General features: G+C 74.5%; 8 protein-coding genes and 1 pseudogene. 3 read left to right on the forward strand and 6 right to left on the reverse strand.

The annotated features are described in order from the left end of the window. Nucleotides 1-86 precede the first annotated feature (86 nt). Both EKH77_RS26200 and EKH77_RS26205 read right to left on the reverse strand, forming a co-directional pair. Nucleotides 87-1,913, reverse strand: a complete 1,827-nt coding sequence (locus tag EKH77_RS26200) for an AMP-dependent synthetase/ligase (protein WP_126916749.1) — start codon at nt 1,911-1,913, stop codon at nt 87-89. 97 nt (nt 1,914-2,010) lie between these two features. After that, complete coding sequence (locus EKH77_RS26205) at nt 2,011-2,970, reverse strand: LysR family transcriptional regulator (protein ID WP_206279928.1); 960 nt, start codon at nt 2,968-2,970, stop codon at nt 2,011-2,013. Nucleotides 2,971-3,057: 87 nt separating this feature from the next. Here EKH77_RS26205 and EKH77_RS26210 point away from each other — a divergent pair. Then, nucleotides 3,058-4,097: pseudogene (locus EKH77_RS26210) on the forward strand (bile acid:sodium symporter family protein). A gap of 25 nt (nt 4,098-4,122) precedes the next feature. Here the strand turns inward: EKH77_RS26210 and EKH77_RS26215 are convergent. Together EKH77_RS26215 and EKH77_RS26220 are read right to left on the reverse strand one after the other, a co-directional pair. Continuing rightward, nucleotides 4,123-6,165: a sialidase family protein gene (locus EKH77_RS26215; protein WP_126916750.1), complete on the reverse strand. Its 2,043-nt coding sequence runs from the start codon at nt 6,163-6,165 to the stop codon at nt 4,123-4,125. Nucleotides 6,166-6,269: 104 nt separating this feature from the next. Continuing rightward, entirely contained in the window at nt 6,270-7,202 is a 933-nt protein-coding gene (locus EKH77_RS26220) for a quinone oxidoreductase family protein (RefSeq protein WP_126916751.1), read from the reverse strand. A gap of 111 nt (nt 7,203-7,313) precedes the next feature. Here EKH77_RS26220 and EKH77_RS26225 point away from each other — a divergent pair, with 111 nt between their 5' ends. Then, entirely contained in the window at nt 7,314-7,820 is a 507-nt protein-coding gene (locus EKH77_RS26225) for a MarR family winged helix-turn-helix transcriptional regulator (protein WP_240667538.1), read from the forward strand. A 212-nt stretch (nt 7,821-8,032) separates the two neighbouring features. Further along, entirely contained in the window at nt 8,033-10,663 is a 2,631-nt protein-coding gene (locus EKH77_RS26230) for a GTPase-associated protein 1-related protein (RefSeq protein ID WP_126916752.1), read from the forward strand. A 79-nt stretch (nt 10,664-10,742) separates the two neighbouring features. Here the strand turns inward: EKH77_RS26230 and fdhD are convergent, their stop codons facing one another. Together fdhD and EKH77_RS26240 are read right to left on the reverse strand one after the other, a co-directional pair. Continuing rightward, nucleotides 10,743-11,573: a formate dehydrogenase accessory sulfurtransferase FdhD gene (gene fdhD / locus EKH77_RS26235; RefSeq protein ID WP_126916753.1), complete on the reverse strand. Its 831-nt coding sequence runs from the start codon at nt 11,571-11,573 to the stop codon at nt 10,743-10,745. A gap of 55 nt (nt 11,574-11,628) precedes the next feature. Next, nucleotides 11,629-12,990: a DUF2254 domain-containing protein gene (locus tag EKH77_RS26240; RefSeq protein ID WP_126916754.1), complete on the reverse strand. Its 1,362-nt coding sequence runs from the start codon at nt 12,988-12,990 to the stop codon at nt 11,629-11,631. Between the last annotated feature and the right edge of the window lie 3 nt (nt 12,991-12,993).

Genomic DNA, 12,993 nt, shown 5'->3' on the forward strand with positions numbered 1-12,993 from the left:
GTTCGCGAATGCACTTGCTCCAGCGTCAACCGGAACATCGTCGGCCGCATTCCCGCTCCCGCCATCAAGGGGACGTCACCGACGCGTCAGGCGGGGTAGAGCGCCTCCACCTCGTCGGCGTAGGCCTTCTCTATGGCCTTGCGCCGCAGCTTGCGCGTCGGCGTCAGCAGCCCCTGCTCCTCGGTGAAGGGGCCGGGCAGGATCCGGAAGGCGCGGATGGACTCGGCCCGTGAGACGAGGGTGTTGGCGGCCACCACGGCCCGCCGGATCTCGGCCTCCAGCTCGGGGTCGTGCACCAGTTCGGCCGAAGTGGTGGGCCGGGGCATTTCCCGCATGGCGAGCCAGTGCGCCACTCCCTCCCGGTCCAGGGTGACGAGCGCGCCGACGTACGGGCGGTCGTCGCCGACCACGAGGCACTGGGCGACCAGCGGATGGGCGCGCACCCGCTCCTCCAGGACGAGGGGCGAGACGCTCTTGCCCCCGGAGGTCACCAGGATCTCCTTCTTCCGCCCGGTGATCGTCAGATAGCCGTCCTCGTCCAGCGTCCCCAGGTCGCCGGTGGCCAGCCAGCCGTTCCGGAGTGCGGAGCCGGTGGCGCGCTCGTCCCCCAGATAGCCCGCGAACACCTGATCGCCGCGGAGCAGCACCTCGCCGTCGTCGGCTATCCGCACGCTCGTGCCGGGCACGGGCCGGCCCACCGTGCCGAAGCGGGTCCGCTCGGGCGGGTTGGCGACGGCGGCGCCGGTGGTCTCCGTCAGCCCGTACCCCTCGAGGACGGTCATCCCGGCCCCGGCGAAGAACAGCCCGAGGCGCCGCTCCAGCGCGGAGCCGCCCGACATCGCGTACCGCACCCGGCCGCCGAGCTGCTCGCGCAGTCTGGCGTAGACGAGCTTGTCGAAGAGCTGGTGCTGGACGCGGAGCGCGGTGCCGGGGCCCGGCCCGGCGCCGAAGGCCCGGTCCTCCAGCGCCCGCGCGTAGCGCACCGCGACGTCGACGGCCTTCTCGAACGGCCCGCCCCGGCCCTCCCGCTCGGCGGCGCGCCGGGCGGCGGCGAAGAGGCCCTCGAAGACATAGGGGACGGCGAGCACGAACGTCGGGCGGAAGGAGCGGAGGCTCGGCAGGAGGGCGGCGGCGGTCAGCCGCGGCTGGTGGCCCAGCCTGACCCCACCCCGGACCGCGGCCACCTGCGCCATGCGGCCGAAGACGTGGGCGAGGGGGAGGAAGAGGAGGGTGGACGCCTGCTCGCCGGGGCGGGAGCGGAAGACCCGCTCGTAGCGGCGCAGGACGTTGTCGCTCTCGGCCATGAAGTTGCCGTGGGTGAGGACACAGCCCCGGGGGCGGCCCGTGGAGCCCGAGGTGTAGACGACCGTGGCGGGGCAGCCGGGGGTGAGCGCCATCCGGTGGCGGTGGACGACCTCGTCGCGGATCCGGGCCCCGGCGCCGGTGAGCTCGTCGACCGCGCCGGCGTCCAGCTGCCAGAGGCGGGTGAGCCGGGGGAGGCGGTCGATGACGGAACCGATGGTCATCGCGTGGTCCTCGTGCTCGACGACGCAGGCGGTGACCTCCGCGTCGTGCAGCATCCGCAAGACCTGGTCGGGAGAGGAGGTGGGATACACCGGGACGGGCTGGGCGCCGACGCTCCAGAGCGCGAAGTCGAACAGCGTCCATTCGTAGCGGGTGCGGGACATGACGGCCACCCGGTCGCCGAACCGGACGCCCTGGGCGAGCAGGCCCTTGGCCAGCGCCAGCACCTCGTCCCGGAAGGCGGCCGCGGTCACGTCCCGCCACACGCCGCCCTCGGCCCGGCTCAGCGCCACCCGGCCGGGATCCTCGGCGGCATGATCGAAGACGACGTCCGCCAGCCCCCCGACAGGGGGCGCCGTCACCAGGGACGGCACGGTGAACTCGCGCAACCTCTCGCTCCTCGCGGACGCGGCACAGCCCTCGCCACGTGGCACAGCCGTCGCGGACGTGGCACAGCGCCGTGACCGTACCCGGTCCCGGGGGCGGTCAACCGGAGTGGAGGTCAAGCGAAGCGGAGGCCAACCGGAGTGGAGGCCAACCGGAGTGGAGCCGGTCGCCCGCCGCCAGGATCGCGTCCGCGAGGGCCTCCGCGCTGTCGCGCACCGGCCCCTCCCGCCGCGCGCCCGGGCCGTGCAGCAGGACGACGTCGATCCCGCCGAGGTCCGGCAGCCCGGCGCCGGCCGGGAGGCGGACGAGCCCCGGCGGGATCATCCCCTGCGCGTGGGCCATCACCCCGAGCCCGGCCCGGGTGGCGGCCACCAGACCGTTGAGACTGCCGCTGGTGCAGGTCACCCGCCAGGCGCGGGCGTGCCGCTCCAGCACCTCCAGGGCCCGGGCGCGGGTCACGGCCGGCGGCGGGAAGAGCACCAGCGGCAGCGGACGGCGCGGGTCCGGCCGGGTGCCCTCGGCGCCGATCCACACGAGCCGGTCGCGCCAGACCAGCCGGCCGTGCGGCTCGTCGGGACCCGGGCCGCCCCCGGGCTCGTCGGCCGGATGGCGTTTGGCCAGGACGAGATCGAGGCGCCCGGCCGCGAGCCGCTTCAGCAGATGCCCGGAGAGCTCCACGGTCAGCTCCAGGTCCACCTCGGGGTGGTGGCGCCGGAACCCTTCCAGCACCTCCGGCAGCCGGGTCAGCACGAAGTCCTCCGACGCCCCGAAGCGCAGCCGCCCCCGGGGCCGCGCCCCCGCGAACCAGTGCGCGGCGCGCTCATGGGCCTCCAGGATCGTCCTGGCGAAACCGAGCATCGCCTCGCCGTCCTCGGTGAGACGCACGCTGTGGGTGTCCCGGGAGAACAACTGCCGCCCGGCGGCCTCCTCCAGCCGGCGCACCTGCTGGCTCACCGTCGACTGCCGCACCCCCAGCCGCCGTGCGGCCTGGGTGAAGCTCAGCGTCTGGGCGACGGCCAGGAACGTACGCAACTGCACGGGATCGAAGATGCTGCCCATGCTTCCCGACGTTATCGCCAATCGTGATAGCAGTCAGAGCGGTGTACGGGGTTCCCGATGAACGAGGGGGCGGAGAGGGTGGGAGGCATGCGCCGTCTCCTCTCCCGACCGCTCTCCCGTCTCCCCGTCGACCCCTATATAGCCGCGCTGCTGGGCACGGTGCTGCTCGCGGTGTTCCTGCCGGTACGCGGCCCGGCCGCGACCGTCGCCGACGGGGCCTCCACGGGGGCGGTGGCGCTGCTGTTCTTCCTCTACGGCGCCAAGCTCTCCACCCGCGAGGCGATGGACGGGCTGCGCCACTGGCGGCTGCACCTGACGGTCCTCGCCTGCACGTTCCTGGCCTTCCCGCTGCTGGGCCTCGCCGCCCGGGGCCTCGTCCCCCACGTCCTGCCCCCGAGCTCTACACCGGGCTGCTCTTCCTGTGCCTGACGCCCTCCACCGTCCAGTCCTCGATCGCCTTCACCTCGCTGGCGCGCGGCAACGTCGCGGCGGCGATCTGCGCGGGCACCTTCTCCAGCCTCGCCGGCATCGTCCTCACCCCGCTGCTCGCGGCCCTGCTGCTGGGCGGCAGCGGCGCCGGGGCCTCCCTGGACTCACTGCTGTCGGTGGTGCTGCGCCTGCTCGTGCCCTTCCTGGCCGGGCAACTGCTGCGCCGCTGGATCGGCGGCTTCCTGACCAGGCACCGCCGGGTGCTGGGACTCGTCGACCGGGGCTCCATCCTCCTCGTGGTCTATGTGGCCTTCAGCGCGGGCATGGTGCGCGGGGTCTGGCAACAGGTCTCGCCGTGGCGGCTGGTGGTACTGGTGGGCGTCGAGGCCGTCCTGCTGGCCGTGATGCTGACCCTCACCACGTTCGGCTCGCGCGGGCTCGGCTTCGGCCGCGAGGACCGGATCGCCATCACCTTCGCCGGATCGAAGAAGAGCCTCGCGAGCGGGCTGCCCATGGCCACCGTCCTCTTCGGCGCGCAGGCCAGCCTGGCCGTCCTGCCGCTGATGCTCTTCCATCAGCTCCAGCTGATGGTGGGCGCGGTGCTGGCGAAGCGCTTCGCCCGGCAACAGCCGGTTGCCCTTCCGGCGGAGCCGGCGGGCTCGGCGATGGAAACCGCCTCCGCGCGGGGCGGAGCGTGAGCGCTCCGCGCGGAGGTCGATTCGTTCACCTGCGGGCCGGTGGGGGCTGGTCGCGCAGTTCCCCGCGCCCCTTACGGGGCTCGTCAATCCGGTCCAGCGGCAGCCATAGCACCGCGTCCCGGCGGGTGACCGGCGTGTTGTGGGTGCGTACCGCCGCCAGCTCCGCGTCGGTCAGGGCCCGGCCGTAGACCCGTACCTCCTCCAGATCGCCCGTCAGGAAGGCGCGGGCGTCCGGCCTCTGGCCCAGGTGCACCCCGAACGTCGAGTTGCGGCTCACCGATCCCGGGACGTCCGGCACCGACGCCGACGCGCCGTCCACGGTGAGGGTCAGCCGGCCGCCGGAACGCCGCAGGGCCACATGGTGCCAGCGTCCGTCGCCGTAGCCGTCGGCCGACCGTACCGTCGCCGTACGGGACGGGCCCGGGCCCGGCGCCAGCGCCGTCACCTGACCGGTCACCCGGCCGGTGCCCGGCTCCCCGCGCAACGCCACCTGCGGTGCGCCGCCGACCCCGCCCATCCACAGCAGGGGCTGCTCGCCCTTGACCGCCGCCGCCCGGTAGCGAAACCACAGAGCCGCCGTGAAGTCCCGGGTGCCCAGCGGCAGCGCGGTCCGGAAGGGCAGGCGTACGGCGGAGTCCGTCCCGTCGAAGCCGAGCCCGCCCCCGAACCGGCCCCCCACCGGGCGGGCGCCCCCGAGGACGTACGCCCCGGTGCCGCCGGGCGCCCGGTCCGGCGTCGTCGGGTCCGGGCCGCGCCGGGGGCCGAGCCACTCCTCGGTGAACCGCGCGAAGCGGATCTCCTGGCGCGCGTCGGCCTTGCCCGCCTCGTAGAGCAGACCGGTCGTGTCCTGCCCGATGACCGCCATGTCGGAGTAGCCGGACCAGTCGGCGGTGACCCGCCGCCCCCGCTCGGCGCTCTCCCAGGTGTGCCCCTCGTCGTAGGAGGAGCGGACGGTCATCGTGCGGCGGCGGTCCGGGTCGGCCGGCGCCGAGAACAGCCAGCGCCCGGACGGCAGCGGGAGCACCGCCCCCTGCACCATGGGGGAGTAGAGGTCGGGCAGGGGCCGGAACGGCGCGTCGAAGCTCTCCCCGCCGTCCCCGCTCACGGCGTCGTCCCGGTTGCCCAGCTCCGTGCCGTCCTGCTCGCGCCCGCCCGCGTAGACCGCGCCGTCGCTCCGCTCGGCGAGCGTCAGCTCGGAGGGCTTCTGACGGTACGTCCGGTCGGCCGCGACCGGGTATGTGTCGACCGCGCCGAGCCGCCAGTGGGCCCCGCCGTCGTCGCTGAGCGCGAGCGCCGCGTGGTTGGCGGAGGTGCGGGTGCCGTCGTGGCTCTCGGCGTTGAGGCCGATGACCAGCCGTCCCTCATGGGGCCCGTGGCCGAGCTGGACGCCGTGCCCGGGGCCCGTGGCGTACCAGGAGTTCCAGCCGGGGGGCCGGATCTCCTCGGTGATGTCGCGCGGCCACGACCAGCTGACGCCGTCGTCGTCGCTGTACTGGAGATGGGGGGTGCGGTCGCAGGGCACATCGCAGTTCCCGGCATCCTCACGGCCCTCGTTGTAGGTGGTGGCCAGCACGATCCGGCCGGTCCGGCGGTCCACGACCGGCGCGGGGTTGCCGTGGGTGTCGCCCCGCCCCGGATCGACGATCTGGAGCGCCCCCCAGCTGCGGCCCCCGTCGGTGGACCGTTTGAGCACGAGATCGATGTCGGTGGCGTCACCGCAGTTGTCCTTTCTCCCTTCGGCGAAGGCGAGGAGGGTGCCATGGGTGGTGGTGACGATGGCCGGGATGCGGTAGCAGGCGTAGCCGGGGTCCTGGTCGGCCCGGAAGAGGACCCGCTCGTCGAACCCGGCCCGCCCCGGCCCGACCGGCTCCTCCGTCGCCCCGGCGGCTCCCGGACGGAGGGCGAGAGCCAGCAACGCGCCGGAGAGGACGAACACGGCGGCGGCACGGAAGCGAAATCGGAAGAGGGTGCGGGGCCGACGCCCGTCCGGTCTTCCGGGGGATCCTCCGTCCGGTCTTCCGGCGGACTCCCCATCAGCACTGCCAGAGGTGGAAGGATGCGCCGCCATGGCCCGTCCCTTTCGCGTCAAGGCCGTCGGGGCGGCCCCACGTGTCCGGTGGGTCAACGTACGGGGCGGGCCTTCCTCTCACAAGGACCAGGCGGCATATACGCTCACACGGGTCGCAGAATCACCTTGCCGCGGTTGGCGCGCGACTCGATGATCCCGAAGGCCTTCGCCACGTCCTCCAGGGGCAGCTCGCAGTCCACCCGGGGCCGGATCCGCCCCGCCGCGAACAGCTCCCACAGCTCCCGCCGCCAGCGCTCCATCAGCTCGGGCCGCTCGCGGGCTATGAGGGCCATCTGGAAGCCGATGGCCGATTTCGCGCCCACCAGCAGGTCGTACGCCTCGATCGTCCCGCCGCCCGAGCTGTATGCCACGATCCGGCCGCCCGGCGCGAGGGCGGCGATGGCGGGGGAGAGCAGCTCGCCCCCGACCGCGTCCAGCACGATGTCCACCGGGGCGCCCCAGGACTCGTCCCCGTACGTCACCACCTCGTCCGCGCCCAGCGACCGCGCGAACTCCGCCTTGTCGGCCGAGCTCACCGCCGCGACCACCCGGCCGGCCCCGCGCGCCTTGGCGAGCTGCACCGCCAGATGCCCGGAGCCCCCGGCCGCCGCCGTCACCAGCACCGACTCGCCGGCCGCCGGCCGCGCCGCCTCGTACGCCCCCAGGGCGACCAGCCCGCACCGCACCAGCGCGACGGCGTCGGCCGCGCTCGCGCCCTCGGGGACGGGCGAGAGCATCGCCGTATGGACGAGGGCGAAATCGGCGAAGGCGTCGGTGAAGCACAGCCCCGTCACCCGGTCGCCGACGGCGAAGCCGGTCACCCCCGCGCCGACGGCCGCGATCTCCCCGGCCACCTCGCCTCCCGGGCCCGTCGGCAGCGGCAGCCCGCCCTCGCGGACCTTGCGGACGACGGGCAGCGTGAGGCCGATCGCCTCGGTGCGCACCAGCACCTCGCCGGGCCCGGGGACGGGCACGGCCGTCTCCTCGATCCGCAGGACCTCGGGGCCACCGGTCTCGGTATACCGAACGCGTCGCACGACGCACCTCCGCACAGTCAGGCCGGGGATTTATTGGGACCCCCAACGTTGGTAGCCCCTACGCTACACGACTTCATTGGGAAGTCCAATGGTTTCGGTTAGGCTCGTCCCATGGCAGACATGGCAGACATGGCAGGCAAGGCAGACGACGAGCCCGCCCTCCCCCGCATCCAGGCCCTCCCCAGCTGGCTGCTCAACCGCGCCTCCGCGCGCGGCCGCCGCCTCGTGACCGAGGCGCTCGCCCAGGACGGCATGCGGATGCCGCACCACGCCGTGCTCTCCGCCGTCGCCGACCTCGGCCCCGTCGCCCAGGCCGAGCTCGGCCGCACCACCGGCTTCGACCCCAAGGACATGGTCGGCATCCTCAACGACCTCCAGGCCCAGGAGCTGATCACCCGGACCCCCGACCCCGCCGACCGCCGGAAGAACGCCATCGCGCTCACCCCCGCCGGCCGCCGTCGCCTCGCCCGCCTCACCAAACTCGGCGACGAGGCGAACGAGGCCCTCCTCGCCGCGCTCACCCCCGCCGAGCGCGAGCTCTTCCTGGCCCTCCTCTCCCGCGTCGTGGCGGACACCACGCCGGGCGGAGACCAGGACGGCAGCGGGAACGGCCGCTGAGACGGCGGCTGAGCCGCTGAGACGGCGGCTGAACTTCCCGCCAAAGCCCGGGCGCCGACGCCCCGGATCTGGTGGGATGTCACCCGCGAGTGGGGCGACCGTGGGAAGACGGTGGGAAGTCAGAGGCGTGGCGGCGGCCCGTCCGGGCCGACCACCCGTTACACAGGGCTGGAGAACATATACAAGTGGGCCGAGGCGAGACGAGGTGTCAGGTGAATCTCCAGCAGCTGCACTACACCTCGACCGCCACCACGGCCCCCGACGGCTCCGGCTTCCGCTTCACCGCCGCCAGCCCCGAACTGCCCATCACCCTGCTGGGGGAGGCGGAGCAGCTCATCGGCTACGAACCGCCCCACGACGCCCCCGACTGCCCCTCCACCGAGGAACTCGCCGACTTCCCCGTGGCGTTCAGCCACAACCGCCTCTCCGACGGCAGCAGACTGCTGTGCCGCACCGTCCGCACCGGCCCCGGGCGCGCCGGCCGGCACGGCAACTTCCACGCCCACGCCGTGCGCCTGCCCGAGGGCGCCCGGCTGCCCGGCGGCCTGCTGCCCATCGAGGCCTGGGAGTCCCCGTCCTGGTCCGACCGCACCCCCGAGGGCGGCGCCCCCGAGCCGCTGGCCGGGTTCGTCCCCGCCCGGCGCATCGACAAGCAGGGCCTGCTCGAGTTCGTCCGCGCCCGCGCCGAGCGCCTCGAACCCTTCCTCGCCGACGTCCGGACCCTCTTCCGCACCCCCGACGCCCAGCAGCTCCTCGTCATCGAGCGGGACAGCGCCGCCACCGCCTACTGGGTGGCCGTCGCCAGCGCCGTCCTGCCGCGCGACCTCGCCGACCGGCTCACCTTCACCACGTACACCCGGCACCCCATGCTCGCCCGGCAGCAGATCGTCGGCGCCTTTCCCGACGCCGATTTCGACCACGTCTCCGCCTCCGCCCAGCACCGCTACCGCGTCCACGACTGCACCGGCGGCCCCTCCAGCCCCGCCCGCGCGGAGCGGGACCTGTGGGCGTCCGTCGCGGCCCGGATCTGGCTGGCGGGCCAGCCCGCCCTGTTCGCCGAGGCGACGCGCCGTACGGGCGTGCCCCTGGGCCTCGGCGGCGGGCGCGGCCCCGGCGACGAGTGCGACCGGCTCGCCGCCCTCGCGGCCCGCGAGGGCATCCCCCTCGACTCGAACGGCCGTACGGCCGCCGCCCGCTGGGCCCGTGGTCACGCACCCGGCGACAGCCTCGACACCGCCCTGCGGGCCCGGCTGCTCGCCACCCTCGCCGCCGGCGGCACCGACCGCACCCCCGAGGAGTGGACGGTCCTCGCCGCGCTCACCGAGGAGTTCGCCGCGCCCTCCTGCCGGTCGGCCGCCGCCCCCCTCAGACGCGACCTGCGGGCCGAGCTGGTCCGAGCCGCCGACTCGCCCGACACCCCCCTCGTCCGCTTCCTCACGCTCCTGCGCCTGGCCGAGGCCCTGCGCGTCGAGCACGAGGCCGTCCTGCCCGTGCTCACCGCCCGGCTGACCGCCGCCCTGCTCGACGAGGCCTCCCCGGACCGCAAGGTCGTGCGGGCCGCCCTCGACGCCCACCCCCGGCTGCGCACCACCGTGCTCGACTCCCTCGACCACACCGCCGCCACCGAGGACCCCCGCCCCATCACCCGCCTCCTCGCCGCCGAGCTCCCCCGCGCCGACCTCGAGGGGCGCCCCCACCTGCGGATGGCCGCCGCCATGCCGATGTCCGCCCTGCGCCGGTCCGAGAGCGCCGCGAGAGACCAGGCCGACCGTGACACCGGCCATGCCAACAGCCTCAGCCACCCCAACGGCCACAGCCCCGTCAGTGCCGGCGACCACGACACCGGCCGCGACACCGGCGACACCGGGCCCGACGGCAGCCCGCCCGGCCGGCGCCACGCCGACGCCCCCACCACCGGCCCGTACCCCGTCGAGTACCCCCACGACCACACCGACGACTACGCCACCGACGACTACGCCGACGTCCACTCCGACTACGAGGACCGCCCGGCCCTGCTGCACGCCCTGGTGAAGACCGCCGGGCCCGAGCACCAGGACGCCCCGTCCGTCCTGCGCACGGCCTACCGCCTCGTCTGGGGCGACGAACCGCTCGGCACTCTGGAGGCCGTCGTCCTGCTGGAGGGCATCGCGCCGGGCGCCGTCCACGCCGCCGGCCTGGACGAGCCCTTCGTCCGTGCGGCGCTCACCGGCACCCCCGACGACCCCGTCGCACCCCGCCTGGCCAAGACCCTCCTCAAGAGCGTCCTCGGCGACGGCACCGAGCTCCCGCCGCGCGAGCACGCCGCCCTGCTCCTCCTCGAACAGGCCGGGGACCTCGCCACCGGCGCCGCTCTGCCCGGCTGCGCCGCGCGCGTGGTGAGCCTGCGCCGGCAGGCCGAGCCACTGGAGGCCGGCATCGAGGAGCGGCTCGGCGACGCCCTCGCCCGCCACCTGCTGTGCATGGACCCGCCCCCGGCCCCCGGCGAGCTGCCCGACCTCGTCCTCGCCGAGGACGAGTACCTGCTGCGCGCCTACGCCCGCGAGGCGCAGGGCGACGAGGTGCGCGACCTGCTGCGCCGCACCCCCACCTACGCCGCCGTCTGCTTCGTCGCCTGGCACACCGCCCCCGACGTCACCCCGGTCTGGGACGAGATCCGCACCGAGCTGCTCAACTCGGTGCTGCGGCCCGAGGTGCGGCGGATGTCCACCGAGGACGTCGAGGAGATCCGCCGCTGTCTGCGACAGGTCGGCGGCCCGTGGGCGGAGATGTTCCACGAGTGGGACCGCTTCGGGGTGCTGGGCAGGCTCAGCGGCCGCTGGCGGGCCCGCCCGCCCCGCGCGTAGGCGCTCCGCTGGGTCCGGTACGTCATCCGCGGGTGCGTGGTGGCCGGTCGCGCAGTTCCCCTCGCCCCTTCGGGGCGCTTTACAGCGCCACGCGCTGCTCCCCGGCGTAGATGTTCATCGACGAGCCCCGCAGGAACCCGATCAGCGTCATCCCCGTCTCCGCCGCCAGGTCGACGGCGAGCGACGACGGCGCCGAGACCGCCGCCAGGACCGGGATCCCGGCCATGACGGCCTTCTGCGCCAGCTCGAACGAGGCGCGCCCGGAGACCATCAGCACGCTCCCGGCCAGCGGCAGCCGCCCCTGGCGCAGCGCGGCGCCCACGAGCTTGTCGACGGCGTTGTGCCGGCCCACGTCCTCGCGGACGTCCAGGAGCTCGCCGTCGGACGAGAAGAGGGCCGCCGCGTGGAGGCCGCCGGTGCGGTCGAAGACGTGCTGCGACTCGCGCAGCCGGTCGGGGAGCGCGTAGAGCAGCTCCGGCGTGAGCCGCAGCGGCGCCGGGCCGTCGGTGACGGGCCAGCGGGCGGTGGTGCGCACCGCGTCCAGGCTGGCCTTGCCGCACAGGCCGCAGGAGGAGGTGGTGTAGACGTTGCGTTCGAGGGTGATGTCGGGGACGGGGACGCCGGGGGCGAGCCGGACGTCCACGACGTTGTAGGTGTTGCCGCCGTCGGCGGTCGCGCCGGCGCAGTAGACGATGTTCGCCAGCTCGTCCGCGCGCCCGAGGACGCCCTCGCTGACGAGGAAGCCGGCGGCGAGGTCGAAGTCGTCGCCGGGGGTGCGCATGGTGATGGCCAGCGGTCTGCCGTTCAGCCGGATCTCCAGCGGCTCTTCCGTCACCAGGGTGTCCGGGCGGGTGTTCACGGCCCCGTCGCGGACCCGTATCACGCGGCGGCGTGCGGTCACCCGTCCCAAATCGATCAGCCCCCATGGTCGGATACGGCGATATCGGCAGTCCCGGGCAACGCTCTCACGCGTCGCCGGGCGCCGACCTGCCGACCCCCTGCCGGTCGGGCCGCAGCGCGAACGCCCGGTCCGCCGACTCCCGCACCGCGCCCTCCACGGCGTGGACCAGGAGCGTGCGGTGCCGCTCCAGGGGCGTCCGCCGGTCCTCGGGGGCGAGCAGCCGCAGGTCGTCGAGGGCGGCCATGAGGCGGCGGGTGACCTGTGGGCTGTGGGTGGCGCAGCCGCGGATCTCCGCGAAGCCGAGGTCCACGAGGTCCGTCCACCCCGGCAGGTCCCGCACCAGCCGTACCCGGCCCCGGCGGTCGCGGTGGTGGAGCGTCCCCAGCGGCCGCCAGGCGACGGCGGCCAGGAACTGGGTGATCCGGTCCAGGCAGGCGACGGCGGTCGTCGGGTCGTTGACGGCGGGGGACAGGGCCCGCTGGGCGATGTCCGACAGCTGCCGCAGCCCGAACCCGAGGTCCTGGTGGAACGTGCGCTCCACCCCGACCGACACCGTGTAACGCAGCGCCCGCGCGGGCGGCGGCGGGCCGCCGTGCACGGTCAGCACCGGCGTGCCGGGCACGACGAAGTCCCCGATGCGCGGGATCAGCCGCAGCACCACCCCGTGGCGCCGCGCCACCCGCACCAGCCGGGCGATGTGCACGTCCCGCAGCACCCCCGCCCGCCCCCGGTGCGTCACCTCGCCCCCGGCCGCCGGCAGCTCCGGCGGCCCGGCCTCGGCCACCGCGTGCCTGTCGATCACCCGGAACGACTCCCGGGTGATCCGGTCGATGACGTGACTCACCCGCATCAGCCGCAGCGTGGAGTTCACATAGGCGACGAACAGCGCCAGGCTCAGCAGCACCAGCAGCCCGCACACCGAGGCGGAGATCACCGGCACCGTGGTGATCGTCCGGGGATCGTCGCCGGACTCGTACGCCGCCTGCACCATCAGCGCGAACAGGAACGTCGCCAGGAACACCGTGAACGTGCACTTGGTGATCCGGCTGCGTACGTACAGCCGCACCACGCGGGGCGTCATCTGGCCACTGGCCATCTGGAGGGCGACCAGCGAGATCGAGAAGACCACACCGATGAAGGTGAGCATCGCCGAGCCCACCGTCGTGATGATCCCCTTCAGGTCGTCGGCGACCGCGATCAGCGACGCGATGTCGTCGTACGCCCCCTGCTCCCGCAGCGCCTCGACGAGCAGCCTGTCCAGCTCCAGCACGCCCAGGGCCAGCAGGACGGCCCCCACCAGCCCCGCGGTCGGGGCGAACCAGAACGTGTCCCGCAGATGCTCCCGCAACGGCGACAACGGTCGCGGCGAGCGCCGGGGAGCGCCACCGGGCGCGGGGAAGCGGGGAGGGTGTCCCGTATTGCCCATGTA

The sequence above is a fragment of the Streptomyces luteoverticillatus genome (assembly GCF_003970715.1).
Lineage (GTDB): Bacteria > Actinomycetota > Actinomycetes > Streptomycetales > Streptomycetaceae > Streptomyces > Streptomyces abikoensis.

Coding starts and splice junctions, on each gene's coding strand:
- EKH77_RS26240 (WP_126916754.1), bottom strand. CDS start 12,990: ATGGGCAATACGGGACACCCTCCCCGCTTCCCCGCGCCCGGTGGCGCT.
- EKH77_RS26225 (WP_240667538.1), top strand. CDS start 7,314: ATGGCAGACATGGCAGACATGGCAGGCAAGGCAGACGACGAGCCCGCC.
- EKH77_RS26215 (WP_126916750.1), bottom strand. CDS start 6,165: ATGGCGGCGCATCCTTCCACCTCTGGCAGTGCTGATGGGGAGTCCGCC.
- EKH77_RS26205 (WP_206279928.1), bottom strand. CDS start 2,970: ATGGGCAGCATCTTCGATCCCGTGCAGTTGCGTACGTTCCTGGCCGTC.